This window comes from Streptomyces paromomycinus (assembly GCF_003865155.1).
Lineage (GTDB): Bacteria > Actinomycetota > Actinomycetes > Streptomycetales > Streptomycetaceae > Streptomyces > Streptomyces chrestomyceticus.
The window spans coordinates 3,571,725-3,596,136 of the sequence record NZ_BHZD01000001.1; the positions used below are offsets into that span (position 1 = coordinate 3,571,725).

26 protein-coding genes are annotated in these 24,412 nt (G+C 73.5%); 7 read left to right on the plus strand and 19 right to left on the minus strand.

Annotated elements, in window-relative coordinates; all coding sequences use genetic code 11:
• Positions 1-107: 107 nt before the first annotated feature.
• The 5 genes from OEIGOIKO_RS14495 to sigE form a co-directional block, all read right to left on the minus strand.
• Positions 108-836 (minus strand): hypothetical protein, encoded by a 729-nt coding sequence (locus OEIGOIKO_RS14495; protein ID WP_125054396.1) that lies wholly within the window; start codon positions 834-836, stop codon positions 108-110.
• A gap of 127 nt (positions 837-963) precedes the next feature.
• The gene (locus OEIGOIKO_RS14500; RefSeq protein ID WP_125054397.1) at positions 964-1,458 is read right to left on the minus strand and encodes a sec-independent translocase; all 495 of its coding nucleotides are present in this window, start codon (positions 1,456-1,458) and stop codon (positions 964-966) included.
• 156 nt (positions 1,459-1,614) lie between these two features.
• Complete coding sequence (locus tag OEIGOIKO_RS14505; protein WP_125054398.1) at positions 1,615-3,783, minus strand: trypsin-like peptidase domain-containing protein; 2,169 nt, start codon at positions 3,781-3,783, stop codon at positions 1,615-1,617.
• 134 nt (positions 3,784-3,917) lie between these two features.
• Entirely contained in the window at positions 3,918-4,928 is a 1,011-nt protein-coding gene (locus OEIGOIKO_RS14510) for an anti-sigma factor family protein (RefSeq protein ID WP_125054399.1), read from the minus strand.
• Positions 4,925-5,614, minus strand: a complete 690-nt coding sequence (sigE, locus tag OEIGOIKO_RS14515) for an RNA polymerase sigma factor SigE (protein WP_125054400.1) — start codon at positions 5,612-5,614, stop codon at positions 4,925-4,927. Before sigE ends, OEIGOIKO_RS14510 begins: the two co-directional genes overlap by 4 nt.
• A gap of 276 nt (positions 5,615-5,890) precedes the next feature.
• On the opposite strand from sigE, the gene OEIGOIKO_RS14520 reads away from it, so the two are divergent.
• Entirely contained in the window at positions 5,891-6,574 is a 684-nt protein-coding gene (locus OEIGOIKO_RS14520) for an O-methyltransferase (protein ID WP_030020299.1), read from the plus strand.
• Positions 6,575-6,794: 220 nt separating this feature from the next.
• On the opposite strand, the gene OEIGOIKO_RS14525 is transcribed toward OEIGOIKO_RS14520, so the two are convergent.
• Complete coding sequence (locus OEIGOIKO_RS14525; protein WP_125045128.1) at positions 6,795-6,962, minus strand: DUF3117 domain-containing protein; 168 nt, start codon at positions 6,960-6,962, stop codon at positions 6,795-6,797.
• 315 nt (positions 6,963-7,277) lie between these two features.
• On the opposite strand from OEIGOIKO_RS14525, the gene chcB reads away from it, so the two are divergent.
• Entirely contained in the window at positions 7,278-8,078 is an 801-nt protein-coding gene (gene chcB / locus OEIGOIKO_RS14530) for a 2-cyclohexenylcarbonyl CoA isomerase (protein ID WP_125054401.1), read from the plus strand.
• A 72-nt stretch (positions 8,079-8,150) separates the two neighbouring features.
• Here the strand turns inward: chcB and OEIGOIKO_RS14535 are convergent, their stop codons facing one another.
• Both OEIGOIKO_RS14535 and OEIGOIKO_RS14540 read right to left on the minus strand, forming a co-directional pair.
• On the minus strand, positions 8,151-8,759 hold the full coding sequence (locus tag OEIGOIKO_RS14535) for a DNA-3-methyladenine glycosylase I (RefSeq protein WP_125054402.1): 609 nt from the start codon (positions 8,757-8,759) through the stop codon (positions 8,151-8,153).
• Positions 8,756-9,271 (minus strand): DivIVA domain-containing protein, encoded by a 516-nt coding sequence (locus tag OEIGOIKO_RS14540; protein WP_125054403.1) that lies wholly within the window; start codon positions 9,269-9,271, stop codon positions 8,756-8,758. Before OEIGOIKO_RS14540 ends, OEIGOIKO_RS14535 begins: the two co-directional genes overlap by 4 nt.
• A gap of 89 nt (positions 9,272-9,360) precedes the next feature.
• Here OEIGOIKO_RS14540 and folP point away from each other — a divergent pair, with 89 nt between their 5' ends.
• The gene (gene folP / locus OEIGOIKO_RS14545; RefSeq protein ID WP_125054404.1) at positions 9,361-10,221 is read left to right on the plus strand and encodes a dihydropteroate synthase; all 861 of its coding nucleotides are present in this window, start codon (positions 9,361-9,363) and stop codon (positions 10,219-10,221) included.
• A 7-nt stretch (positions 10,222-10,228) separates the two neighbouring features.
• Here folP and OEIGOIKO_RS14550 read toward each other — a convergent pair whose 3' ends face one another.
• Positions 10,229-10,981 carry an LOG family protein gene (locus OEIGOIKO_RS14550; protein WP_125054405.1) on the minus strand — a complete coding sequence of 251 codons (753 nt, stop codon included), beginning with the start codon at positions 10,979-10,981 and terminating at the stop codon, positions 10,229-10,231.
• A gap of 111 nt (positions 10,982-11,092) precedes the next feature.
• Positions 11,093-12,184, minus strand: coding sequence for a succinyl-diaminopimelate desuccinylase (gene dapE, locus OEIGOIKO_RS14555; protein ID WP_125054406.1), 1,092 nt, complete (start codon positions 12,182-12,184; stop codon positions 11,093-11,095).
• 41 nt (positions 12,185-12,225) lie between these two features.
• Between dapE and OEIGOIKO_RS14560 the strand changes: the two genes are divergently transcribed.
• Together OEIGOIKO_RS14560 and OEIGOIKO_RS14565 are read left to right on the plus strand one after the other, a co-directional pair.
• A complete protein-coding gene (locus OEIGOIKO_RS14560) occupies positions 12,226-13,251 on the plus strand; it encodes a heavy metal transporter (RefSeq protein WP_125054407.1) in 1,026 nt (341 codons plus the stop codon).
• A gap of 547 nt (positions 13,252-13,798) precedes the next feature.
• Positions 13,799-14,365 (plus strand): ATP-binding protein, encoded by a 567-nt coding sequence (locus tag OEIGOIKO_RS14565; RefSeq protein WP_125054408.1) that lies wholly within the window; start codon positions 13,799-13,801, stop codon positions 14,363-14,365.
• Positions 14,366-14,483: 118 nt separating this feature from the next.
• Here the strand turns inward: OEIGOIKO_RS14565 and dapC are convergent, their stop codons facing one another.
• Both dapC and fdxA read right to left on the minus strand, forming a co-directional pair.
• Positions 14,484-15,581 (minus strand): succinyldiaminopimelate transaminase, encoded by a 1,098-nt coding sequence (dapC, locus tag OEIGOIKO_RS14570; protein ID WP_125054409.1) that lies wholly within the window; start codon positions 15,579-15,581, stop codon positions 14,484-14,486.
• A gap of 132 nt (positions 15,582-15,713) precedes the next feature.
• Positions 15,714-16,034 (minus strand): ferredoxin, encoded by a 321-nt coding sequence (gene fdxA / locus OEIGOIKO_RS14575; protein WP_003985062.1) that lies wholly within the window; start codon positions 16,032-16,034, stop codon positions 15,714-15,716.
• Positions 16,035-16,173: 139 nt separating this feature from the next.
• On the opposite strand from fdxA, the gene OEIGOIKO_RS14580 reads away from it, so the two are divergent.
• Together OEIGOIKO_RS14580 and OEIGOIKO_RS14585 are read left to right on the plus strand one after the other, a co-directional pair.
• Positions 16,174-17,184, plus strand: a complete 1,011-nt coding sequence (locus OEIGOIKO_RS14580) for a GNAT family N-acetyltransferase (protein WP_125054410.1) — start codon at positions 16,174-16,176, stop codon at positions 17,182-17,184.
• 17 nt (positions 17,185-17,201) lie between these two features.
• The gene (locus OEIGOIKO_RS14585; protein ID WP_125054411.1) at positions 17,202-18,062 is read left to right on the plus strand and encodes a transglutaminase family protein; all 861 of its coding nucleotides are present in this window, start codon (positions 17,202-17,204) and stop codon (positions 18,060-18,062) included.
• On the opposite strand, the gene OEIGOIKO_RS14590 is transcribed toward OEIGOIKO_RS14585, so the two are convergent.
• From OEIGOIKO_RS14590 to OEIGOIKO_RS14620, 7 genes are all read right to left on the minus strand, one after another.
• Positions 18,029-19,243: a PP2C family protein-serine/threonine phosphatase gene (locus OEIGOIKO_RS14590; protein WP_246177343.1), complete on the minus strand. Its 1,215-nt coding sequence runs from the start codon at positions 19,241-19,243 to the stop codon at positions 18,029-18,031. The genes OEIGOIKO_RS14585 and OEIGOIKO_RS14590 overlap by 34 nt on opposite strands.
• 108 nt (positions 19,244-19,351) lie before the next feature.
• Entirely contained in the window at positions 19,352-19,990 is a 639-nt protein-coding gene (locus OEIGOIKO_RS14595) for a response regulator transcription factor (protein WP_125054412.1), read from the minus strand.
• A 166-nt stretch (positions 19,991-20,156) separates the two neighbouring features.
• Entirely contained in the window at positions 20,157-20,348 is a 192-nt protein-coding gene (locus OEIGOIKO_RS14600) for a hypothetical protein (RefSeq protein WP_125054413.1), read from the minus strand.
• Between the two features lie 120 nt (positions 20,349-20,468).
• The gene (locus OEIGOIKO_RS14605) at positions 20,469-21,719 is read right to left on the minus strand and encodes a sensor histidine kinase (RefSeq protein WP_125054414.1); all 1,251 of its coding nucleotides are present in this window, start codon (positions 21,717-21,719) and stop codon (positions 20,469-20,471) included.
• A complete protein-coding gene (locus OEIGOIKO_RS14610) occupies positions 21,716-22,453 on the minus strand; it encodes an ABC transporter permease (protein ID WP_125054415.1) in 738 nt (245 codons plus the stop codon). Before OEIGOIKO_RS14610 ends, OEIGOIKO_RS14605 begins: the two co-directional genes overlap by 4 nt.
• The gene (locus OEIGOIKO_RS14615) at positions 22,450-23,409 is read right to left on the minus strand and encodes an ABC transporter ATP-binding protein (protein ID WP_125054416.1); all 960 of its coding nucleotides are present in this window, start codon (positions 23,407-23,409) and stop codon (positions 22,450-22,452) included. The genes OEIGOIKO_RS14610 and OEIGOIKO_RS14615 overlap by 4 nt, the downstream gene beginning before the upstream one ends.
• Positions 23,410-23,519: 110 nt before the next feature.
• Positions 23,520-24,380 (minus strand): helix-turn-helix transcriptional regulator, encoded by an 861-nt coding sequence (locus OEIGOIKO_RS14620; RefSeq protein ID WP_125054417.1) that lies wholly within the window; start codon positions 24,378-24,380, stop codon positions 23,520-23,522.
• Positions 24,381-24,412: the final 32 nt, after the last annotated feature.

Here is a 24,412-nt window from a genome sequence, read left to right on the forward strand (position 1 = left end):
TCGTCGTCGTGCGGCGGGCGTGCGCCGGACCGGGCCCGTGCGCCGGACCGGGCCCGTGCGGCGGGCGCGGTGCCGGACCGGGCCCGTAGGCCCCGCCCGCGCCCGGCTCAGTCCGCCGCCCTCACGCCTTCCGCGGGCACGTCGTCGGCCCGCGCGTCGCCGGTGGCCGCCGTCCGCGTGCCGCTGTCGCCGCTCTCGTACGCGGCGATGTCCTTGACCACCGCGAAGCCCAGCCCGTACGCGCTCATGCCGCGCCCGTACGCCCCGATGTGCACGCCCTCCGGGCCCTCTCCCGCCGACCCGGCCAGCACCCAGCCGTACTCCGACTCCCGGTAGCGGAACGGCGTCGGTACGCCGTCCACCGGCAGCGTCAGGGCGCTCCAGCCCTCGCCGCCGAGGTCGTCCGCCAGTTCCCAGGCGAGCATCGTCTGCTGGTCGAGCCAGTCCTGGCGGAGCGTGCGGTCCATCTGCGTCGGCCAGGTGCGGGACAGCAGGCCCGACCCGGCGAGCCAGGCCGCGGTGGCCGTGGAGGTGGCGTCCAGGACGCCCGTACCGTCCGCGCTGCGCCGCACCGGGCGGCTGGCGACGGTCACCACGACCGCGAAACGCTCCGAGTCCGGTGTGCTCTCCACCTTTATGGTGGGCTGCTGGCCGTGGCCGGTCGCGCCGTGCTCGACCGTGCCGTCCGCGGCCGCGCCGACCTGCAGCAGCCAGCGGGGACCGGTGAACGCGTCGTCGAGTCCGTACCACGGGAACGCGGCCGACAGATAGCCGTCGACCTTCCGTCCGGTGTCGGCGGCGACCGCCTGAACTCCTGCCCGACCCGTCGTCTCCATCTGCGCGGAGCCTCCTAGTTGCCCTGCGTCGTGGGCGGCCCGCCCCCCTCAGGCGACCTCACCCCGGACACCGGGAGCATAGTCAACCCGTTCGGCACCAGCGGGCATAAGGCTTGCATAAGACGAGTCAGGTGGCATCGGGATCGAACGGAGGGCGCTCGTCGCGGGCCGGCCTCGCTCCCTTGGTGAACATGTCCGGCGCGGCGGACCCGCCGCCGGAGCCGGTCCCGGCGGCCGGGGACTCCTTGGAGAAGTTCACCCGGGACGTGGGCCCAGGATCGGCGGAGGAGGCGCCGTCGACGCCGTGCACGGCGTCCGTGACCTCGGCCATCTCCTTCTTCAGGTCGAAGCCGTTACGGATCTCCTGGAGGCCGTACTGGTCGTTCTCCAGCACGTGCTTGCGGACGAAGTTCCGCGGCTTCAGGTCCTCGAACTCGAAGTCCTTGAACTCCGGCCCCAGCTCGCTGCGGATGTCCTCCTTGGCGTTGTCCGAGAACGCCCGCACCTTGCGCACGAATCCCATGACATCGGCGATCACCTTGGGCAGCTTGTCCGGCCCGAAGATCAGTACCGCAAGGATCACGAGCGCGACCAGCTCTAGGGGTCCTATGTCGAAGAACACCTTGCAGCTCCTTGGGTCATCCGGGGCCTACCAGGACCTAGGCGGGTCTAGGGGGACGTGTCGGGCCTATGGGCCAGGCCGCCTATCACGGTACCTGGCCCATGGCATCCGGCGGGAGTCGCCCGTCCCAACACCGTGCAAACGCTCCCGGGGCCGCTACTCCTGACCGGCCGCGCCGAGGGTCAGCTGAGCGGTCCGCTCCTTGCCGTCGCGCCGCAGGGTCAGCGTGAGCCGGTCGCCCGGCCGGTGGCTGCGGATCTTGATGATCAGCTCCTCGCCACTGTGCACGGGCTGCCCGTCCACCTTGGTGATCACGTCCCGCGGCTTGATGCCCGCCTTGGCCCCCGGGCCGCCGGGCGTGACCGGGACGCCGCCGTCCTTGCTCTTGGAACTGACCCGCGCGCCGTCGCCCGCGTACTCCATCTCCAGCGTGACGCCGATCACCGGGTGCAGGACCTTGCCCTTGTTGATCAGCTGCTCGGCCACCCACTTGCCCTGGTTGATCGGTATGGCGAAGCCCAGGCCGATGCTGCCGCCCTGGCCGCCGCCGTCCAGGCCGCCGCCGGAGCTGTCGGCCGCGCGGATGGCGCTGTTGATGCCGATCACCCGGGCCCGGGAGTCGACGAGCGGACCGCCGGAGTTGCCCGGGTTGATCGGGGCGTCGGTCTGCAGGGCGTCCACGTACGAGATGTCGCTGCCGTCGCCCTTCTTGCCGCCCGCCGTGATGGGCCGTTGCTTGGCGCTGATGATGCCCGCGGTGACGGTGTTGGCGAGGTCGTACGGGGCGCCGATGGCCACGACCGGGTCGCCGACCCGTACCGAGTCGGAGTCGCCGAGCGCCAGCGGCCGCAGCCCGGAGACGCCCTGGACCTGCACGACGGCCAGGTCGTAGCCGCCGTCCCGGCCGATGACCTTGGCCTTGGCCGTCTGGCCGCCGCTGAAGGAGACCGATATCTCCCCGCCCGTGCCGGCCGGCTCGACGACATGGTTGTTGGTGAGGATGTGGCCCTGCTTGTCGAGGACGAAGCCGGTGCCGGTGCCCTGCTCACTGTTGCCGCGTACGTGCAGGGTGACCACGCTGGGCAGCGCCGTCTGCGCGATACCGGCGACGCTGTCCGGCTTGCGGCCGCCCCGGTCGCCGGTGTCCTGCGGCAGCTCGATGCTGCCGAGGCCGCCGTTGCGTTCGATGTACGCGCCGACGCCGCCGCCGATGCCACCGGCCAGCAGCGCCAGGATCACCGCGCCCGCGGCCAGCGCGCCGCGGCGGTTGCGACGGGGGGCCGGAGGCGGCGGGGGCGGCGTGCCCAGGGGCAGCGCCGCGCCGTGCTGCGGCGCCCGCCAGGGGTCGTACTGCTGCCAGTGGCCCTGCTGCTCGCTCTGGGGGTGGGGCGGGTGGGGTTGGTGGGGCTGTCCGCCCGCTGCCGCGACCGGCTGCGGCTCGGCGCCTCCCTGGCCGGGCGGCGGGAGGTACGGGGGTTGCGGCGCGCCGTGCGCCTCGGGCGGGAGCGGGGCGCCGCCGGACGTGTCGTGCGCGGCCGACCGCGCCTGCGGCGGCTGGGAGTGCGGCGGCTGGGCGGTCGCCCGTGACGGCTCGGCCTGCGGCATCGGCGTACGGGCGGCGGAGCCCTCGTGCGGCTGCGGGCCCGCGGGAGGCTGCGGCTGGGCCGGGAACGGCTGCTGGGGCGGCGGCACGGGTGTGCCGGTGCCGTACGCGGGGTGTTGTCCGGCGGGCGTCGGCTGTTCGGGAGGCTTCGGCTGTCCGGGAGGCGTCAGCAGTCCGACGGGCGTCGCCTGTCCGGGAGGCGTCGCCTGTCCGGGAGGCGTCGGCGCTGCGGTCTGCGGGGCCGGACCGGTGGCCTGCGGTGCGGAGCCGCCCTGGGGCGGGACGCCCGTGCCGTGCGCCGGGGTGGCCGTAGGGCGCTGGACGGGCGGCGCGGGAGCCCAAGGGCCCGGGTCGCCGTACGGAGGCGTGCCGTACGGATCCTGGGGATGCAGGGGCTGCTGCCGCGGCGGCACGGCGGGAGGAGCGGCCGGCGGCGCGGGAACCTGCTGTTCGGGGGCGTGCGGCGCGGGAGCCTGTGGTGCGGGAGTGCCCGGAGCGTGCGGCGCGCCGGAGCCCGCCGCCTGCCCGGTGTCCGGTGACGTACCCGGTGCGGCGTCGGCCTCCCCGGACAGGGCCGTGAATTCCCGGGTGGCGGCGGCCACTTCGGCGTCAGGTGCCGCGGGACCGGGCGCGGCGGGCGCCTGTGCCGACGGCTCCGCGGGCTGCTGCCCCGACCGGCTCCACCAGTTCCGCTTCGGCCCGGCGGCCGTCCCCTCGTCCATGCTCTCCGCGCTCCCCACCGATCCGCCCGCTGTGTCAGGCGGGCACCACCACCTCGCCGGCGGCGCGCCCCCACGGGGAAACACCGTCCGGAAGGCGATTCAACCAGGTTCGCACGGCCGCGCGCAGAGCCCGGTCAGCGCGGGGCAGGGTGGTGAGCGGTCATCGCCTCCCGGGAGGCGGGGCCGGACGGTACGGCGGGCCCGGCCAGAGGGCGTCCGGCGTCCGCCGAGGGCAGGTACGGGCCGACGACGCGGGCCCCGGACAGCGGGGCGGCGCTGCCCGGCGCGGGGTGGTACGGCAGGAGCTGACCGGTCTGGAGCGTCAGCGCGGGCAGCGCGGACCGGCCGTCGGCCGGGAACGCGACCTCGGACAGCGGCAGCGTCGGCGCGGGGCGCGCGGCCGACGGCGCCGAGGGGCCGGTCAGGCCGAGCGAGCTGGGGGCCGGCTCCAGGGTCGGGTCCGCGTCGGGGAGCGGCCGCACCCAGGGGTGGCTGGTCGCGTACAGCAGGGCCTCGCCGCGGGTCGTGCCGGGCGGGCCGAGCGGTCCCGGGATGGCGCTGAGCGGCGTCGTCTGGCTGCCCGTACCGTCGCCGCGGCCGCTCGGGGTGTCGACCGCCGCCTCCAGCGGCAGGGCACCGCCGAGCGCGAACGCCGCCAGGGAGACCGCGCCGGCCGCCGCGAAGGCGAACCGGCGGCGCTGCGGCGCGGGCCGGTCCGGCTCGTGGATACGGAAGCCGCGCGAGCGCGGCTGGCGGGGCACCGCGCCGACGGCGTGTCCGCCGGACGGTGCGTACCGGAACGAGCCGCCGCGCGCCTCGAACTCGCCGCCCTCGGTGAAGTCACCGCCGAAGGCGCCGCTGCCGAAGCGCCCGGGGCCCAGCCGACTTCCGGAGCCGTCGGCATCACCTCCCGGCAGCCCCTGGAGGCGCGCCAGCAGCCCCTCGGAGGGACCGGGGGGCGCCGTCTCGGCGAAGACGTTCTTCAGCTGTCGCTGGTCGTCGGCCTCCGCCTTGCACTTTCCGCACGTAGCGAGATGCGCGAGCACCCGCTCGCGCGCGTCATGCCCCAACTCCCCGTCGACCAGAGCCGCGAGGCGGTCGCCGAGATGATGCTCGGCGGGGGACGGACCGCCTGTACCGCTCACGCGATTCCGACCTCCCCTGTGGTGACCGAGGTGAGCGGCCGCCGGTCGTGCTCGCGCTCCTCGGCGCGCGCCGCCGGGGAGCGGTGCTTGAGCGCCTTGCGCAGGTGGGAACGGCCGCGGTGGATCCGGCTGCGGACCGTGCCGAGCTTCACACCGAGGGTGGCGGCGATCTCCTCGTACGACAGGCCCTCGATGTCGCAGAGCACCACGGCGGCGCGGAACTCGGGCGCGAGGGTGTCCAGGGCCTGCTGGACGTCGGCGTCGAAGTGGGTGTCGTTGAAATGCTGCTGCGGGGAGGGCTCGCGGCTGGGGAGCCGCTCGGCCGCGTCGTCACCGAGCGCGTCGAAGCGGATGCGCTGGCGGCGGCGGACCATGTCCAGGAAGAGGTTGGTCGTGATGCGGTGCAGCCAGCCCTCGAAGGTGCCGGGGGTGTACGTCGACAGCGAGCGGAAGACGCGGACGAACACCTCCTGCGTCAGGTCCTCGGCGTCGTGCTGGTTGCCGGTGAGGCGGTAGGCGAGACGGTAGACCCGCGCGCTGTGGGTGCTGACGATCTCCTCCCAGCTGGGCGGGGTCCAGACCTGCGCATCCGCTTCGGCGGCGAACGTCGCGGTCGTAGCGGTGTCGAAGGCCCCTCCCCTACCCTTGAGGCCGTGGGAGCGGGAACGGTCAGCGGTGTCTGTCACGGATTTCGGCTCGGCGGCCGACCGCCTGAGGCGCCTGCGCGCCCATCGGTCACCCGTCGCAGCCGCACCTCCCCTGGTGGCTCTGGTGGTGTCCAGTAGAGCCCCTACCATATCCACCTCTCCCGTTAGCTCCGGATAAGCAGATTTGACCTGCTTTTGGCCTGGCCTCGCGTCATCCCGCACATCTCGCTGGGTCTTCACCGATGCATCCCCCCTGCTGTGCTTCAACGCCCGGTCCCATCTGCGGGTTCCCGCACGCAGCGGATACAGTCACGGTTGCGTCAACTACGGGGACAGGAGAGGGCCATTACCGGCAACCGGCAGACGAGCTTGGCATTCGCCGAGGCGTACGGCGCCGGGACCATCGACGACGAGGCCGACGCCGCCCTGCACTGGTCCCGTGAGCGGGCGCGGGAGGCGGGCATCCGTGCGGTGTCCACCGGCACCGGCACCGCGTTGCGCCTGCTCGCCGCGACGGCCGACGCCAAGGCGGTCGCCGAGATCGGCACCGGCACGGGAGTGTCGGGCATCTACCTCCTGCACGGCATGCGTCCGGACGGCGTCCTGACGACGGTCGACCTGGAACCGGAGCGGCAGCAGTTCGCGAAGCAGGCGTTCCGGGAGGCGGGCTTCGCCGGCAACCGCGCGCGCTTCATCCCCGGCCGCGCCCTGGACGTCCTGCCCCGGCTCGCCGACGGCGGCTACGACCTCGTCTTCTGCGACGGCGACCGCATGGAGTGCCTGGACTATCTCGCTGAATCGTTGCGGCTGCTGCGCCCCGGCGGCCTGGTCTGCTTCGAAGGCGTCTTCGCCGACGGCCGTACGGTCGACTCGGCGGCCCAGCCCGCCGAGGTGCTGCGCCTGCGGGAGCTGCTGCGCACGCTCCGCGAGACGGACGCGCTGGTCTCGTCCCTGCTGCCGGTGGGCGACGGCCTGCTGTGCGCCGTCAAGCGCGGCTGAGCGGACCATGGCGCGCACAGGGGCGGCCGCCGGAGCGAGGCACGGCGGGACCACTGTACGGACGGAACGGCCACCGCGTGCGCGGACCGGCCGCCCGGGAACGAACACGGCCCCGGTGGGCGCCGCGCGCACGCGCGGCGCCCACCGGGGCCCGGGTATTCGGCTGGGGGTCCAGGGGTCATCACTCCCGGGAAACCGCAGCATCAGGGAGGCTGCCCTGTCAGACGGTGACCTTCTCCAGGGCCTCGCTCAAAGCCTTGGCCTCGTCGGGAGTCAGCTCGACGACGAGTCGACCGCCGCCTTCGAGCGGAACGCGCATGACGATGCCCCGCCCCTCCTTGGTCACCTCGAGCGGGCCGTCGCCCGTCCGCGGCTTCATGGCCGCCATGCTCGTTCCCCTTCCTGAAACCAGCTCACGCAGCCGACAACCCAGGTGTCACCGGCATCGAACACATTGCTTCCAGGCCATTATCCCGCATCGCACGACCCGATGACCAACATCGGGGAGCATCCCTTCGGCAACGCGCTCTCGCAAAACCACCCAATTCGGGGAGTGGGCTGCGATACTTCGCCCTCCTCCGGCGTCCGGTCCTCGCCGGTTGTTTGACGTACGTCACATGACGGGCGCCGATGATCTCCGGCATCCTGAGCGCTGGCCGCCACTGCCCGGCGGCCGCGAGCCGCGACGGAGGGACTCCTCACCATGGCCGACACCGTGCTCTACGACGTGACCGAGGGCGTCGGGACGATCACGATCAACCGCCCCGACGCCATGAACGCGATGAACACGGAGGCCAAGGAGGCCCTGCGGGACATCCTGCGCGAGGCCGCCGCCGACCCGGCCGTACGGGCCGTCCTGCTGACCGCCACCGGACGCGCCTTCTGTGTGGGGCAGGACCTCAAGGAGCACATCGGGCTGCTGGCCCAGGACCGCGAGACCGGCTCCGGCCGGACCATGAGCACGGTGCGCGAGCACTACAACCCCGTCGTCACGGCCCTCGCCGGAATGCCCAAGCCGGTGGTGGCCGGGGTCAACGGGGTCGCGGCGGGCGCCGGCGCCGGCTTCGCGCTGGCCGCCGACTACCGGGTCGTCGCCGACACCGCCTCCTTCAACACCTCCTTCGCGGGCGTGGCGCTCACCGCCGACTCCGGCATCTCCTGGACGCTGCCCCGCCTGATCGGCCACGGCCGCGCCGCCGACCTGCTGCTCTTCCCGCGCAGCATCTCCGCCCAGGAGGCGTACGAGCTGGGCATCGCGAACAAGGTCGTCCCGGCGGCGGAACTGGCGGCCGAGGCGGCGGCGGTGGCGCGCACGCTGGCCGAGGGGCCGACCGCCGCCTACGCCGCGATCAAGGAATCCCTCGCGTACGGGGCCGGGCACTCGCTCGCCGAGACGCTGGCCAAGGAGGAGGAACTGCAGACACGGGCAGGCGCCTCGGCGGACCACCACATCGCGGTGGAGGCGTTCGTGAAGAAGGAGAAGCCGAAGTTCCTGGGGCGCTGAGCCGCTCGGGCGGGCCCGGCGGCTCGCGGCCCGGCCGCGCCGGGGCCGGCCGCGCAGAGGGCTGCCCGCCCCTCACCCCTCCGCCGCCGCCTCCACCGCGTCCCGCACATGGCAGTCCGCCAGGTGGTCGTTGACCAGGCCGCACGCCTGCATCGTCGCGTACGCGGTGGTGGGGCCGACGAAGCGGAAGCCGCGCTTCTTGAGGTCCTTGGCCAGCGCCGTGGACTCCGGGGTGACGGGCGCCACGTCGGACAGCGTGCGCGGGGTTCGGCGGGCGGCGCGGTCGGGCGCGTACGACCAGATCAGACGGTCCAGCTCACCGGGGGCCAGCCCGGCCGCGACCCGCGCGTTGGTCAGCACCGCGTTGATCTTCGCGCGGTTGCGGATGATGCGGGCGTCGGTGAGCAGCCGCTCGGCGTCCGCGTCGGTGAACCGGGCGACCGCCTCGATCCGGAAGTCCGCGAACGCGGCCCGGAAGCCCTCGCGGCGGCGCAGGATCGTGAGCCAGGACAGCCCGGACTGGAACGCCTCCAGGCTCATCCGCTCGAAGAGCGCGTCGTCGCCGTGGACCGGCCGGCCCCATTCGGTGTCGTGGTAGGTGCGATAGTCGGCCATTTTCTCCGACTCCATGCCCCAGGGGCAGCGGGGCACCCCGTCCGGAGCCGTGCTCACTCCCGTCATGAGGCGGTCTTCCCCTCTTCCTCGCCCCCGGAGACCGGGGGCTCCTGTGCGGCCGCCTGTGCGGCCGGTTCAGCTGGTGCAGCCGGTGCGGCTGATGCGGCCGGTTCATCCGGTGCGGCTGATGCGGCCGGGCGTTCCCCGGGCCGCTGCCCGTCCCGGCCCCCGGTGCCGCCCTCCGGGTCGTCCTTGATCAGATCCGGCGGGCCCATCGCCGCAGCGTGCGCGCCCGCGAGGGCCGCCTCCAGCTCGGCGATCCGCGCGTCCCGTTCGGCCAGCTCGGCGCCGAGCCGGTCCAGCACGTCGTCGACGTCGTTCATCCGGTAGCCGCGCACGCCCACCGCCAGGCGTACCGCCTCCACGTCGGCGCGGGAGACGGGCCGGTCGGCGGGCAGCGGCTCGTACAGCCGGTCCGGGGCGGCCTCGCCGAGCCCGCCCGCGTCGCCGCCGCCGACCACGGCGAGCGTGACCGCGGCGACCACCACGACCATCGCGATCAGCAAGAACCAGAACACGACCATCTCCCCGAGCTATGTGTTGGCACTGATCGTGCCATGCGGGTGTGACCGTTAGGGTCGCTGCCGGACCAGGAAGAGGGAGAAGCATGCTGCGGCTGGGGAATCGAGAGTTCGCCGGGCACGAGCCGGTGATCATGGCCATCGTGAACAGGACCCCGGACTCCTTCTACGACCAGGGAGCCACCTTCACCGACGAGCCCGCGCTCGCCCGGGTGGAGCAGGCGGTGGCCGAGGGCGCCGCGATCATCGACATCGGCGGGGTGAAGGCGGGCCCCGGCGAGGAGGTCAGCGCCGAGGAGGAGGCCCGGCGCACGGTCGGCTTCGTCGCCGAGGTGCGCAAGCGGTTCCCGGACGTGGTGATCAGCGTGGACACCTGGCGGCACGACGTCGGCGAGGCGGTCTGCGAGGCCGGCGCGGACCTGCTCAACGACGCGTGGGGCGGGGTGGACCCGAAGCTGGCCGAGGTCGCGGCGCGCTACGGCGCCGGTCTTGTGTGCACCCACGCGGGTGGTGTGGAGCCGCGTACCCGCCCGCACCGGACGGCGTACGAGGACGTGATGGCGGACATCCTGCGGGTGACGCTGGGGCTGGCCGAGCGGGCGGTGGAGCTGGGCGTACGGCGTGACGCGATCATGATCGACCCGGGGCACGACTTCGGGAAGAACACCCGGCACAGCCTGGAGGCGACGCGCCGGCTGGGCGAGATGACCGACACGGGCTGGCCGGTGCTGGTCTCGCTGTCCAACAAGGACTTCGTCGGCGAGACGCTGGACCGCCCGGTCAAGGAACGGCTCATCGGGACGCTGGCCACGACCGCGGTCTCGGCATGGCTGGGCGCACAGGTCTACCGCGTCCACGAGGTCGCCGAGACGCGGCAGGTCCTGGACATGGTGGCGTCCATCGCGGGCCACCGGCCCCCGGCGGTCGCCCGCCGGGGACTTGCCTAGCGTCGCGCTACTTCCCGGTCTCCTTGGACACCAGCGCGACCGCCTCGTCCACGTCGTCGGTGACGTGGAAGAGCAGCAGGTCGTGCTCCGACGCCTTGCCCTGCGCGACCACGGTGTCCCGCAGCCAGTCGACCAGGCCGCTCCAGTACTCCGTGCCGAAGAGCACGATCGGGAAGCGGGTGACCTTGCGCGTCTGGACGAGGGTCAGCGCCTCGAACAGCTCGTCGAGGGTGCCCATGCCGCCGGGCAGCACGACGAACCCCTGCGCGTACTTCACGAACATCGTCTTGCGGACGAAGAAGTAGCGGAAGTTGACGCCTATGTCGACGTGCGGGTTCATCCCCTGCTCGAAGGGCAGCTCGATGCCCAGGCCGACGGAGACGCCCTTGGCCTCCCTGGCGCCCCGGTTGGCGGCCTCCATCACGCCGGGACCGCCGCCGGTGATCACCGCGAAGCCGGCCTCGACCAGGGCCCGGCCCAGTTCGACGCCCGTCTCGTACTCGGGCGATCCGACGGGTGTCCGGGCCGAGCCGAAGACGCTGATGGCGCTCGGCAGTTCGGCCAGGGCGCCGAAGCCCTCCACGAACTCCGACTGGATGCGCATGACCCGCCAGGGGTCGGTGTGCACCCAGTCCGTGTCGCCTTCGGCGGTGTCCAGCAGCCGCTGGTCCGTGGTGCCCTTCTGCACCTGGTCGCGTCGGCGCACCACGGGTCCCAGGCGCTGTTCCTCCCACGCCCGCTCGTCCTCGGGGCTGGCCATATCGTGCTCCCTCCGCTGCCGGTCGGTGTCCGGCAAGGGTAGATCGGCGCAGGTGACGGGCAGGGCAATTCCGGATGCCGGGACACCCGTGAGGTACGTGGGGCCAGTGGGCTACGCGGTGAGCCAGGACCGCAGGCGCTCCTCGCAGTGCAGGATCCGCTCGACGGCGACCCGTTCGTCCTTCTTGTGCGCCAGTACGGGGTCGCCGGGACCGTAGTTCACCGCGGGCACGCCCAGGGCGCTGAAGCGCGAGACGTCCGTCCAGCCGAACTTGGGCTTCGCGACGCCGCCGACCGCCTTCATGAAGGCGGCGGCCGCGGGGTGCGACAGGCCCGGCAGCGCGCCCGGCGAGTGGTCGTCGACGGTCATCTCGGCGACGCCGCAGTCCGCGAAGACCTCCCGGACGTGGTCGAGCGCCTCCTGCTCGCCGCGGTCGGGCGCGTAGCGGAAGTTCACGGCGACGGTGCAGGCGTCGGGGATGACGTTGCCCGCCACGCCGCCCTCGATCCGTACGGCGTTCAGGCCCTCGCGGTATTCGAGGCCGTCGATGACGGCCCGGCGCGGCTCGTAGGACGCCAGGCGGGCGAGGATCGGCGCCGCCGCGTGGATCGCGTTGCTGCCCATCCAGCTGCGCGCCGAGTGGGCCCGCTCGCCCTCGGTGCGCAGCAGCACCCGCAGCGTGCCCTGGCAGCCGCCCTCGACCTCGGTGTTCGAGGACTCCAGCAGGACGGCGAAGTCGCCCTCCAGCCAGTCCGGGTGCTCCTCGGCCAGCCGCCCGAGGCCGTTGAACTCGGCGGCGATCTCCTCCATGTCGTAGAAGATGAAGGTCAGGTCCCGGTTGGGCGCGGGGACGGTGGCGGCGATGCGCAGCTGCACGGCGACGCCGGACTTCATGTCGGTGGTGCCGCAGCCCCACAGGACGCCGTGCTCGTCGAGCCGGGAGGGCACGTTGTCCGCGATCGGCACGGTGTCCAGGTGGCCGGCCAGCACGACCCGCTCGGCGTGGCCCTGGAAGGTGCGCGCGACGATGCAGTTGCCGTCGCGCTCCACCGTCAGGTGCGGGAGCGCACGCAGCGCGTGCTCGACGGCGTCCGCGATGGCCTTCTCGTCCCGGCTGACGGAGGGGATGTCGACGAGCTGAGCGGTGAGCTCGGCCGCGTCGAGGGAGAGGTCCAGTGCGGGGGTCTGCGTAGCGGTCTCCATGCGTCCGACCCTACCGGCGCCCCTCCAGTACCGTTGGCTGTGTGTCTCCCCAGTCCTCCGCCCCCTCCCGCGGCACCCGCGGCAAGCGCCTCCTGCGGGCCGGCGCGGCCTTCGCCGTGCTCGTCGGACTGGGCGTGTACCTCCTCGTGCAGTACGTGACCGGCGGTCCGGGCGCGCCGCGCTGCTCGGTGCGGGCCGCGGACGGCGGGCAGCCGTACGAGATCTCGCCGGAGCAGGCCGCGAACGCCGCGACCATCTCGGCCGTCGGCTCCGCGCGCGGGCTGCCGCAGCGGGCCGTGACGATCGCCCTGGCGACCGCCATGCAGGAATCCGGGCTGCGCAACATCGGCTTCGGCGACCGCGACTCGGTCGGGCTGTTCCAGCAGCGTCCGTCCCAGGACTGGGGCACGGTCGAACAGATCATGGACCCGGTCTACTCGGCCGGGGAGTTCTACACGCACCTGGTCAAGGTGCCGGGCTACTCACGGCTGCCGCTGACGGTGGCCGCGCAGAAGGTGCAGCGCAGCGGCTTCCCGCAGGCGTACGCCAAGCACGAGCCGGACGCCGCGCTGCTGACCGGCGCCCTGACCGGGCGCGACGGGGCGGCGATGACGTGTTCGGTGAACCGTCCGGCGGACCAGAAGCGGCCGGGCGGTACGGACGGGGTGCGCAAGAAGCTGGTGCGCGAGTTCGGGCCGGACGTCCTGCCGCACACGGACGGGGCGGCACCGGGCGGCAAGGACGGCGGCCGGGTGCTGACGGTGCCCGTACGGCCGGCCTCCCACGGTGACGCCGACGACGCCGCGGATTCCGGGGTCGCCGGGGTCTCGGCGGGTCAAGGGCAGGCCGGCGGCGCCTCGGCAGCCGGGGCCGGCTCCGGGACGGAGCGGCGCGGCTGGGAGCTGGCCACCTGGGCGATGGCCCACTCCGGAGCCTTGGGCATCGAGCAGATTTCCTACGCCGGGAAGATGTGGTCGGCGGCCGATTCCGGGAAGGGCTGGCAGAAGGCGACCGGCGCGGCGGCGCGGGCTTCCGGTGCGGACGTACGGATCGTCACCGCTAAGTGAGCCGGGGGGCGGCCGCCGGAGCGAGGTGACCGGCAGGCGGCCGCCGGAACGGCCGTGCGCCGGGCAGTGCCGCCGGTCCCGGTGACGCGGTCGCGCGGCCGGTGCGCGGGGCGGCTGTGCGGCCCCTCGGGACGCGCTCGCGCGAGCGCCGCCGGAGACCCGCGCGGCGCCGCTTGGTCACCCGTACGGCCGTCACGCCGTCAGCCTCGTGCGCACCGCGCAGCCGTCCGGCCGGTCCCTCGGCCGAGTTAACGTCGTCAACCCCGGGCAGCGGCGCCACATCACCGGCGCCGGGGTCACCCGAACGGCGTGGAACCCGCCAGGGCACTGAGGCGTGACGTTTCAGCACCGTACTGCGCACGGCGCAGTTTGCCCGGTTTCCTCCGGAGCAGATTATGTGACCCCCCACTGATTCTTTACCGGCCGTGCCGCAACCTTCCCGGGCCTGACGCGGTAGTCACGTCGTGCGTCCGGCAGCCACCGCGCCCCGCCGGCGGACACGGCACGTCTGTCAGAAGAACCAGTCCCTCTCCGTAAAAGGAGCACCATGTCCCTCCCCCTCTCGCGTCGGATCGCCCGAGCCGCGCTGCTGGTCGCAGCCGGCGCAGCCCCCGTGGTCGGTGCGGGCTCCGCGAGCGCCGTGGAACTGCCGAACTCCTCCGACCTGGGCGGAGTCAGCGCAGTGGACACCGCGAGCCTCGCCGACACCGCCGACGGCGCGGTCCAGGGTGCCGGCGACCTCGCCGGCGAGACCGGCGCGAACGCCACCGAAGCCGGCAGCAAGGTTGTCCGCAAGGCCGTCCCGGCCCTGAGCAAGACCGCCGGCAAGACCGCGGGCAAGACGCTCGGGGAGACCGCGCCGGCCGCGAAGCAGGCCGCGGGCAATGCCGCCAGCGACACCGCGGACAGCGCGGGGGACATCCTCACCGACACCCTCCACACCGCCACCGAGGACGGTCTGCCGACCGACGGCCTGACCGACGCGCTGCCGGGCGACGGGCTGTCCACCGACGGAGTGACCGACTCGCTGTCCACCGACGGGCTCGCCCAGGCGGTCGGCGACAGCGGTCTGGCTTCGGACCTGCTGCCGACCAGCGGGCTGCCCATCAGCTGACGGAGCGCGCACGGCGAAGCCCGCACAGCGAAGCCCGGAGCGGACGCCTGAGGTACGGCGTCCGCTCCGGGCTCGTCGCGTGTGCGGCTGCGGCCCCGTAGGGGCGGGCTGCTACGGGTTACTGCGCCAGGCGGCGCACCGCCTCGTCCACCCGCTCGTCGGTGGCGGTGAAGGCGACCCGTACGAAGCGCTCACCGGCGCTCCCGTAGAAGTCGCCCGGCGCGACCAGAATGCCGCGCTTGGCGAGGTCACCGACGGTGTCCCAGCACGACTCGTCGCGCGTCGCCCACAGGTAGAGCGACGCCTCGCTGTGCTCGACGCGGAAGCCGGCGGCCTCCAGGGCCTCGCGCAGGGCCGTACGGCGGCGGGCGTAGCGCTCGCGCTGCTCGCCGACGTGCTCGGTGTCGCCGAGCGCGGCGACGGTCGCGGCCTGCACCGGCGCGGGGATCATCATGCCGCCGTGCTTGCGGATCAGCAGCAGTTCACCGAGGACGGCGGCGTCGCCCACGAGGAAGGCCGCGCGGTAGCCGGCCAGGTTGGAACGCTTGGACAGCGAGTGGACGGCCACGATGCCGTCGTACGAGCCGCCGCAGACGTCCGGGTGCAGGACGGAGACCGGGTCGGCCTCCCAGCCCAGTTCGATGTAGCACTCGTCGCTGAAGAGCAGCACGCCGTGCTCGCGCGCCCAGGCGACCGTACGGCGCAGTTCGTCGGCGCTCAGCACGCGGCCGGTCGGGTTGGACGGCGAGTTCAGCCACAGCAGCTTGAGGCCGGCGGGGTCCAGCTCCCAGGGGTCGTCGTAGACGACCGGCTCGGCGCCCGCCAGGCGCGCGCCGACCTCGTAGGTCGGGTAGGCCAGGCGCGGGTACGCGACGCGGTCGCCGGCGCCCAGGCCGAGCTGCGTCGGCAGCCAGGCGACCAGCTCCTTGGAGCCGACGACCGGCAGTACGTCGGTGTGCTCCAGGCCGGTGGCGCCCAGGCGCTCCCCGGCCCAGCCGATGATCGCGTCGCGCAGGGCGGCGGTGCCCCACACCGTCGGGTAGCCGGGGCTGTCGGCGGCGTCCGTGAGGGCTTTTCGCACGAGCGCGGGCACGGGGTCGACCGGAGTGCCGACGGACAGGTCCACGATGCCGTCGGCATACGCGGCCGCCGTGGTCTTGTACGGCTCCAGCCGGTCCCAGGGGAAGACCGGAAGACGGGACGAAACGGTGCCCACGTTGCTCTCTTTCCTCACGTTCCTCTGGCCGCACAGGTCTGGAAACGCCTCGGCCCCGTGCGGCGTCGGCTTCCCGGTCTCAGGTGACGGGGAGGCCGGCCGTACGGGACCGGGGCGGCGCCATGCGGCCGCTCAGCCGTTCTGCGGCGGCAGCGCTGCGATGAAGGGGTGGTCGCGCTCGATCAGGCCCAGCTTGCTGGCACCACCGGGCGAACCGAGCTCGTCGAAGAACTCGACGTTCGCCTTGTAGTAGTCCTTCCACTCCTCCGGGGTGTCGTCCTCGTAGAAGATCGCCTCGACCGGGCAGACCGGCTCGCAGGCGCCGCAGTCGACGCATTCGTCCGGGTGGATGTACAAGGACCGGGAGCCCTCGTAGATGCAGTCGACGGGGCACTCCTCGATGCATGCCTTGTCCTTGACGTCGACACAAGGCTGCGCGATGACGTAGGTCACGCTGTCGTTCCTCCTCGGTAGGGCTGGCGGACCGATTGGCAGTTCCGCCGCGGGGCGCGCGGGAGCGCGGCGTCGTCGATGCCCGCACCTAGTATCTCCGTTCCCGGGCACGAGACGAACAAGAGGGGCGGGTAGAGCCGTGGAATTCACTACCGGCGGACGGCTGGAGGTCCACATCACCCGTGCTGACGTGGGCAAAAGGGTATCTGTCCGGCGCCTGAGCGGCGCCGGGGAGGGGGCCGCCAGGTTCACCGACACGGTCGGCGTTCTCACATCGTGGGACGAGGGTGTGCTGAGCATCACACGACGGAACGGAGAGACCGTCCGGATCCCGGAGGCCACTCTGGTCGCGGGGAAGACGGTTCCGGCGGCTCCGGCCCGCCGCCGCTCCCCCGCGACGAGCACGCCGGAACTGGACCGGGTGGCCGCCCGCGGCTGGCCGCCGGTGGAGAGCGAGTGGCTGGGCGAGTGGCAGCTGCGGGCCAGCGCCGGGTTCACCCGGCGGGCCAACTCGGTGGCGGCGTCGGGCGACCCGGGACTTCCGCTGGACGCCGCGCTGGACCGGGTGCGCGCCTGGTACGCCGAACGCTCGCTGCCCGCCTGCATACAGGTCAGTACGGGCGCCCAGGGTGCCGGTGAGGACCTGGCGGCCGCTCTGGGCCGGCGCGGCTGGACGCGCGAGGTGACGGCGGAGCTGCGCACCGCCGCGCTGGCCCCCGTGGGCGACCTGGACGCGGACGTGTCCCGGGTGGCGCTCGGCCGGGAGGCCGGGCCGGACTGGCTGCGCTGCTACCGGCGGTCCGGGGAGCCGGGGCCCGAGGTGCTCAAGGTGCTGCACGGCGGCCCGTCCGTGTGGTTCGCACAGGTGCCGGACGAGGCGGGCCGTCCGGCCGCGATCGGGCGGTGCGTGGTGGACGGGCGCTGGGCCGGGTTCGCGGCGGTCGAGGTCGGCCCGGAGCACCGGCGGCGCGGCCTGGCCTCTGCCGTGATGGCGGCGCTCGCCCGCAAGGCGCTGGACGAGGGCGCCTCGGCCGCGTACCTCCAGGTGGAGACGGACAACGACAGTGCCCGCGCGCTGTACGACGGGCTGGGCTTCGTCACCCACCACCACTACCACCACTGGCGCGCCTCCCAGGGAGGCCCGAGCTGAACGGGTACGAACCTCGTATGCATCCGGACCCCGACCCGAACGGGGACGACGCGTCCGCCGAGCGGCGCCGGCAGTTCGCCGAGGCCGCGCGCGACGAACGGCCGGACCTCGCCCGGCTGTGCCTGCTGATCGCGGCGGAGGCCGATCCCGCGCTGGACGAGGCGGCCCTGGACGCGGCGCAGATCGAACTGGACGCGCTGGCCGGGCGGCTGCCGTACGCCCCCACGGGCGGGCCGCGCCCCTGGGCCCGTAACGTCGCCGAACTGCTCGGCGCGCGCCTCGGGTTCCGCGGCACGCCCACCGACTACCGGCGGCTGGAGTCGTCGCTGCTGCACGAGGTGCTGCGGCGCCGTCGGGGCCTGCCGATCCTGCTGTCGGTGGTGTGGATCGAGGTCGCGCGCCGGGCGGGCGCGCCGGTGTACGGGGTGGCGCTGCCGGGGCACTTCGTCGTCGGCTTCGGCGACCCGTACGGCACGCACGTCCTCGCCGACCCCTTCGACGGCGGGCGGCTGCTGACCGACGAGGACGCGGGGGTGCTGGTCGCGGGCGCGACCGGGGCGCCGCTGACCGAGCAGATGCTCGCGCCGGCCGACCCGCTGGAGATCGTGCTGCGCATCCTGAACAACATCCGGGCGTGGGCGGCGGCCCGGCCGGAGCGCAGCGACGTGCAGCTGTGGGCGGTGGAGCTGTCCCTGCTGCTGCCCAGCCACCCGGCACGGCTGCGCCACGACCACGCGCAACTGCTCGTGCAGCGCGGAGATTTCCTGGGCGGCGCGGCCGGGCTGGAGGAGTACGCGAAGGTGGTGGAGGAGATCGACCCGGCCGCCGCCGCAGCGGTACGGCGTCAGGCGGCCGCGGCCCGCGCCATGCTCAACTGATCCTGGTCTTCGGCCTGGTCCCGGCTCCCGGCCTGGCCCCGGGCCTCGGCCTGGCCCCCGCTCTCGGCCTGGTCCACGGCGGGCTGCCGCCCGGCGGCGTGCGGGCCGCGGCGCACGATCAGTACGGTCGCGTCGTCCTTCAGCTCTCCGCCGGTGAACCGCTCCAGGTCGGCGCGGAGCGTGCGCGCCAGCTCGTCCGGCTCCAGGTGCGTCCAGCGGGCCAGCCGGTCGGCCAGCGGGTAGAACGCGCCGTCCGCGCCGCGGGCCTCGGTCACGCCGTCGGTGCACAGCACGATCCAGTCGTCCGCCACCGGCTCGACGGCCACGCTCTGCCGGGCCTCGCCGGTGAGCCAGTCGAGCCCCAGGGGCAGGCCGCCTTCGCCGTCGTTGCGCTCGGTGACCTGGCCGTCCCGTACGAGGTAGTACGGGATGTGGCCGCAGGACAGCACCTTCGTACCGTCCTCGCCGCGTACCTCCAGCAGCAGCGCGGTGACGAACCGCTCCTGGCCGCCGCGCTCCGCGGAACGGACGTTGTAGCGGGCCAGTGCCTGCTCCATCCGCTCGGCGACGGCTTCAAGACTGTCCTTGTAGTGCGCCGCCTCCCGGAAGGAGGCCAGCACCTCGTGCCCGGCGCCGATCGCGGGCATTCCCTTGCCCTGGACGTCGCCGATCATCAGCCGCAGCCCGTGCGGCGTCTCCACGGCTTCGTAGATGTCCCCGCCGACCCGGGCCCCCTCCTGCGCGGAGACATAGAACCCGTACGCCTCCAGCGGTCCGGCGCTCAGCGGCAGTTCGCGCAGCATCTCCCGCTGCACGGCGTCGGCGACCATGCGCGTACGGGCGTACAGCGCCTCCCGCTCCAGCCGGGTACGGCACAGCACCAGTGCGAACACGGCGACCAGCAGCGCCCCGAAGGCCCCGACGACCTTGCTGGCCACCGACCAGTCCGGCACCAGCCGCACCTGGATGAACACCTGGCACAGCACGTACACGGCGGCCACCAGGGCCGTCCACCGGTAGCCGCAGCGCAGGGCGGCGATCAGCGGCGCGATGCCCATGAACAGGGCGAAGTGCAGCTGCGGGCCGGTCCCCGCGTCCGCCAGCGTGATGACCAGGGTCACGACGACCAGCAGCAACGCCACACCGCGGTCACGCGCCGGGGATCGCTGGTAAGTCGTCACACATCCCAGCGTGCGGGTGCCGCCGCACCCCGCACAGGGTCGAAAGTCCTGGTGAGGCGGTTACGGGAGGTGAGACTGCTTACAGCGCGGGGCCGGCCCGGGGCGGGGTCACAGCCAGCCCTTGGCGCCTGCCGTGCGGACGGCTTCGGCGCGGTTGCGGGCGCCCGTCTTCTGGATGGCGGTGGACAGGTAGTTGCGTACGGTGCCGTGCGAGAGGTGCAGGGCGGCGGCGATCTCCGCGTTGGTGGAACCGTCCGCCGCCGCGCGCAGCACGTCGCACTCCCGGTCGGTGAGGGGGCTGGCCCCCTCGGACAGCGCGGCGGCGGCGAGCGCGGGGTCGATGACCTGGTCACCGCGGAGCACCCGCCGTACGGCGTCCGCCAGCTGCGCGGCCGGGGCGTCCTTGACCAGGAACGCGTCGGCGCCGGACTCCATGGCGCGGCGCAGGTACCCGGGCCGTCCGAAGGTGGTGAGGATGACGACCTTGAGCGCCGGGAATTCGGCGCGCAGCAGCGCGGCGGCGTCCAGGCCGCTGAGGCCGGGCATCTCGATGTCGAGCAGCGCCACGTCCACGGGCTGTTCCCGCACCGCGCCGACCACCTCGTCACCCCGCGCGGCCTGGACCACTACCTCCATGTCGGGCTCCAGCCCCAGCAGCGCGGCCAGCGCTTCCCGGACCATGGACTGGTCCTCGGCGAGGAGGAGGCGCACTTTCTTCACGGGCTGCTCGCCGTGCGGGTCAGTCATGCGGCCACCCTAGCCAGGCGGGGGAAGGCGCAGGTCAGCGGGCGGAAGCGGCGCGGGCGGCGGGCGGCGGTCGGCCGTCGGCCGTCGGCCGTCGGCCGTCGGCGGGAACCGGGCGCGGGGCTCAGTGGGACTCACGGGAGCCGGTGGGAGCGGGACTCAGCACGACTCACATGTAGAAACGCTTGTGCTGCGGCGTCGGTTCGAAGGTCTGGCGGCAGCCGGAGCACCACCAGTGCCAGGTCTCCGGCGCCCGGCCCGAGTCGCTGGTGTCCTTCCACAGGCGGCGCCGGTCACGGCAGGACGGGCAGCCGGGCGGGGCGAGGGGCCCGACCACGGCCCGCGGGTCGATGGGTGGCATGGCGCCAGCCTGCACAACCCGGGGTGCCGGTGCGCCGGTTCCCGCGCCGGGCCACTCCAACGGGCGGAGCGGGAGCGTGCGCCCGCGCGCCGGAGCCACCGGAGCGTACGTCCGTACGTCTCACGCCCCCGACGGGCGCTGCTCCGCGGGCCGGGCGACGGCCCCGGGCACCGGCAGGCCGCCGAGCGGCACGTACGCGCGGAGGGCGAAGCCGCGGCCGCGTGGCGCCGCGCCCGTCTCCAGCCGGCCGCCGGTCAGCGCCAGCCGTTCGCGCAGCCCGCTCAGGCCGTTCCCGTCGTGGTTCCCGCCACGCATCGGCCCGGTGCCGTCGTCGATGACGGACAGGCACAGGTAACGCCGTTCGTCGGCCTCCCACTCCTCGGTGAGCAGCACCTCGCAGCGGCCCGCGCCACTGTGCCGTACGACGTTGGTGACGGCTTCGCGCAGCGCCCAGGCCAGGGCGCCCTCCCCGTCCTCCGTGAGGCCCCGGTGCTCCTGTTCCACGGCCGGGTCGATGTCCGCCGCGATCGCCGCGGTGCGCAGCGCGGCGCGGGCCCCGGCCAGTTCCACGACCAGGCGGGGCCGCCGGTAGCCGGTGACGGCCTCGCGGACGTCCACCAGCGCCTGGCGGCTGACCCGTTCGATGTCGGCGACCTGCTGGGCCGCGCGGTCCGGCTCGGCGGGCAGCATCCGCCCGGCCAGTTCGCTCTTGAGCGTGATCAGGGAGAGCGAGTGGCCGAGGAGGTCGTGCAGGTCGCGGGCGAGCCGCAGCCGCTCCTCGTTGGCGGCCAGCCGCGCGACCTCCTCCCGCGCCTCGCGCAGTTCCTTCGTCGTACGGATCAGATACTGCACGCCGACCATCGCGAAGCCGCTGAGCAGGCAGGGCAGGGCGTACGCGAAGAGGTAGGCGTGGATGTCCTCGTAGCGCAGGCCGACCAGCACGAGGACGACGGTCAGCGCAGGGATGGCCCACCGCGAGACGCCGAACGGCTGGGTGACGGCCACCGCGACGCACACGAAGGTGAAGAGCACCAGCCAGTTCGGCCCGATGACCGAGGCCAGCAGGACGGCGAGCGCCGCGATGAAGGCCACGGCGGCCCGGACCACCAGGTTCTTCGCGGGTCGGTGGGCCATGTGCCGGAAGAGCACGACGAAGTAGACGGCGACGAACGTCAGGAGACCGGCGCAGCCCAGCAGCTCGTGCGCCGGGGACAGCCCGCCGTCGGCCAGGTCCCCGATCGGCCCCGCCAGGTACAGGAACCAGATGACGACCCAGGCGCTCTTCACCAGCGCCTGCCGGCGGGTGCGGGGCGCCGACCCGATCATCACCGGGCTGGGCTCGCAGCTGGGGCCGGTCTCCGCCGTCTTCATGCCGTACGCGTGTCCTTCCGGTAGAGCCAGCCCGCGCCGCCCACGAAGACGAGCAGGTAGCCGACGAGGATGGCCAGGTCCTTGGCGTCCGGGGCGTGGCCGCCCTCGATGGCCGTGCCGAGCGCGGCGTAGGCGTGGGTCGGCAGCCACTCGGCGATGTTCTGCACCCATTGCGGCAGGATCGTCAGCGGCATCCACAGTCCGCCGAGGAACGCCAGCACGAAGTAGATCATCATCGCGATCGGGCGGACCGCGTCACCGCTGGCCAGGTAGCCGATGGCGACGCCGAGCGCGGCGAACACGAAGCTGCCGAGCCAGGTGGCGACGAGGATGGCGATCCACTGCCAGGCTTCCAGCCGTACGCCCTTGACCACGGCGGCGACGAGCATGACGAGCACGATGGACGGCAGGCTGACGGTCGCGGCGGAGCCCATCTTCGCGGCGACGTAGCCGCGGCCGGGCAGCGCGGTCAGCCGCAGCTGCCGTACCCAGCCCTTCTCGCGCTCCTTGGCGATCGCCTCGCTGTTGCCGATCAGGACGGCGGTCATCGCGCCGAACGCCGCCATGGCGACCATGAAGTACAGCGGCATGTTCAGGCTCATGCCCGGGATCGGCTTGCTGTCGGCGCCGCCCGCGATGATCAGGTAGAGCATCGGCGGGTAGATCACCGAGAAGAACAGGAACTTCTTGTTCCGCAGGGCGCGGACGATCTCCAGCTTGATCAGGGTGGTCATCGTGCCGCCTCCTCGGCGGTCGCTGCGTCGGTGATGGCGATGAACGCCTGCTCCAGGCCGAGTCCGGCCACTTCCAGGTTGCGCGGGTACAGACCGAGGCCGTACGCGGCGTGCACCGTCGCGTCGGCGTCCCGGGACTGCATGCGCACGGTACGCCCGGACACCTCCAGGGAGGTCAGGTGCGGCAGGCGGCGCAGCGCCTCGCGGTCGACCGGCCCGTCCAGGTCGAAGGTGATGCGGCGGGCACCGGCCCGGGCCTTGATCTCGGCGGCGGTGCCGTCGGCCAGCACCCGGCCGCGGTGCAGCACGATCACCCGGTCCGCGATCTCGTCCGCCTCTTCGAGGTAGTGGGTGGCGAACAGCACCGTACGGCCCTGCCGGGCCTGCGCCCGCATGGTGCCCCAGAACGTCTGCCGGGAGGAGACGTCCATACCGGTGGTCGGCTCGTCGAGCACGATCAGGTCGTTGGCGCCGGCCGTGGCGAGCGCGAAGCGCACCCGCTGCTCCTGGCCGCCGGAGAGCTTGTCGACCATCCGGTCGGCGATCTCGGTGATCCCGGCGGCGTCCATGATCTGCTCGACCGGGTAGCCGCCCGGGTGCAGGTCGCCGGCGAGCTTGACCAGCTCCCGGACCTTCACGCCGGTCATCAGGCCGCCGCTCTGCAGCATGGCGCCGACCTTGCCCTGCTCGATGGCGCGCTGCGGGGTGGTGCCGAACAGTGACACGGTGCCGGTGTCGGCGTTGCGCAGGCCCAGGAGCAGGTCGAGGGTGGAGGACTTGCCGGCGCCGTTGGGGCCGAGGAGGGCGACGGTCTCACCCGGGTGCAGCTCCAGGTCCAGGTCGGCCACCGCCCGTACGGCGCCGTAGTTCTTGCTGACTCCCCGGAAGCTGACCACGGGCGCCGGGCCCGCCCGTCGCCCGGCGGGCCGGTCTGTGGTGGTGGCTGTGCTCGTCATGGTTCCAGCCTCACAGTGAGCGGTGGCCCGCGGCAGTGTCGCCTGTCGCAAGTACGGGATGACAGATGTCATGGGTGGGGTCCCCTAGGGTGCGCCGGGCGGAGGGCCGGTCAGCCGGGCACGGTCATGCGCTGCGTGCCGACGACCGACAGCAGCCGCAGTGCCTCCGCCGACGGCGAGCCGGGCGCGGCGGTGTAGATGACGACGCGCTGGTCCCGGTCGGTGATGTCCAGGACGTCGCAGCTGACACTGACGGGCCCGACCAGGGGGTGTTCGAAGGTCTTGCAGAGGGTGGGCCGGGCGGCCACGTCGTGGGCGGCCCAGAGCCGGGCGAACTCCTCGCTGCCCGCCAGCAGCTCCTCGACCAGGCCGGTCACCTCCGGGTCGCCGGGGTAGCGGGCCGCGGCGGCCCGCAGCTGCTGGGCCGAGGTGCGGGCGAAGGCGTCCGCGTCCGAGACCCCGTACAGCCGCCGTCCGTACGGGTGCGGGCCCAGGAACGCGCGCCGGACGAGGTTACGGTCCCGGCGCGGCAGGGCGGAGAAGTCCTCCATCAGCGCGGCGGCCAGCTCGTTCCAGGCGATGACCTCGTACGTCGCCGAGATCACGAGCGCCGCGGCCTCCGGCAGCCGCCGCAGCAGGTCGACGATGCTCTGCCGGACCTCGCGGGACGGGCCCGGAGGAGGCCCGGGCGGCGCGCCGGCGAGGTGGTGGAGATGGTCGCGCTCGGCGTCCGACAGGCGCAGCGCGCGGGCCAGCTGGGCCAGCACCTCACGGGACGGCCGCGGGCCGCGGGCCTGCTCCAGCCGCGTGTAGTACTCGGTCGAGATGAACGCCAACTGCGCCACCTCCTCGCGGCGCAGCCCCGGGGTGCGGCGGCGTGCTCCGGCGGGCAGCCCCACGTCGGCGGGGGTGATGCGCTCGCGCCTGCTGCGCAGGAAGTCGCCCAGTTCTCGTCGTACACGTCGGTCCACGTCCCCAGTGTGCGCGGACGCCGGGCGGCCCA

Bases quoted from the DNA above. Each gene is read 5' to 3' on its own strand.
- OEIGOIKO_RS14495 (WP_125054396.1), bottom strand. From the start codon at position 836: ATGGAGACGACGGGTCGGGCAGGAGTTCAGGCGGTCGCCGCCGACACC.
- OEIGOIKO_RS14505 (WP_125054398.1), bottom strand. From the start codon at position 3,783: ATGGACGAGGGGACGGCCGCCGGGCCGAAGCGGAACTGGTGGAGCCGG.
- OEIGOIKO_RS14525 (WP_125045128.1), bottom strand. From the start codon at position 6,962: ATGGCGGCCATGAAGCCGCGGACGGGCGACGGCCCGCTCGAGGTGACC.
- chcB (WP_125054401.1), top strand. From the start codon at position 7,278: ATGGCCGACACCGTGCTCTACGACGTGACCGAGGGCGTCGGGACGATC.
- OEIGOIKO_RS14535 (WP_125054402.1), bottom strand. From the start codon at position 8,759: ATGACGGGAGTGAGCACGGCTCCGGACGGGGTGCCCCGCTGCCCCTGG.
- folP (WP_125054404.1), top strand. From the start codon at position 9,361: ATGCTGCGGCTGGGGAATCGAGAGTTCGCCGGGCACGAGCCGGTGATC.
- OEIGOIKO_RS14550 (WP_125054405.1), bottom strand. From the start codon at position 10,981: ATGGCCAGCCCCGAGGACGAGCGGGCGTGGGAGGAACAGCGCCTGGGA.
- dapE (WP_125054406.1), bottom strand. From the start codon at position 12,184: ATGGAGACCGCTACGCAGACCCCCGCACTGGACCTCTCCCTCGACGCG.
- OEIGOIKO_RS14565 (WP_125054408.1), top strand. From the start codon at position 13,799: ATGTCCCTCCCCCTCTCGCGTCGGATCGCCCGAGCCGCGCTGCTGGTC.
- OEIGOIKO_RS14585 (WP_125054411.1), top strand. From the start codon at position 17,202: ATGCATCCGGACCCCGACCCGAACGGGGACGACGCGTCCGCCGAGCGG.
- OEIGOIKO_RS14595 (WP_125054412.1), bottom strand. From the start codon at position 19,990: ATGACTGACCCGCACGGCGAGCAGCCCGTGAAGAAAGTGCGCCTCCTC.
- OEIGOIKO_RS14600 (WP_125054413.1), bottom strand. From the start codon at position 20,348: ATGCCACCCATCGACCCGCGGGCCGTGGTCGGGCCCCTCGCCCCGCCC.
- OEIGOIKO_RS14605 (WP_125054414.1), bottom strand. From the start codon at position 21,719: ATGAAGACGGCGGAGACCGGCCCCAGCTGCGAGCCCAGCCCGGTGATG.
- OEIGOIKO_RS14610 (WP_125054415.1), bottom strand. From the start codon at position 22,453: ATGACCACCCTGATCAAGCTGGAGATCGTCCGCGCCCTGCGGAACAAG.
- OEIGOIKO_RS14615 (WP_125054416.1), bottom strand. From the start codon at position 23,409: ATGACGAGCACAGCCACCACCACAGACCGGCCCGCCGGGCGACGGGCG.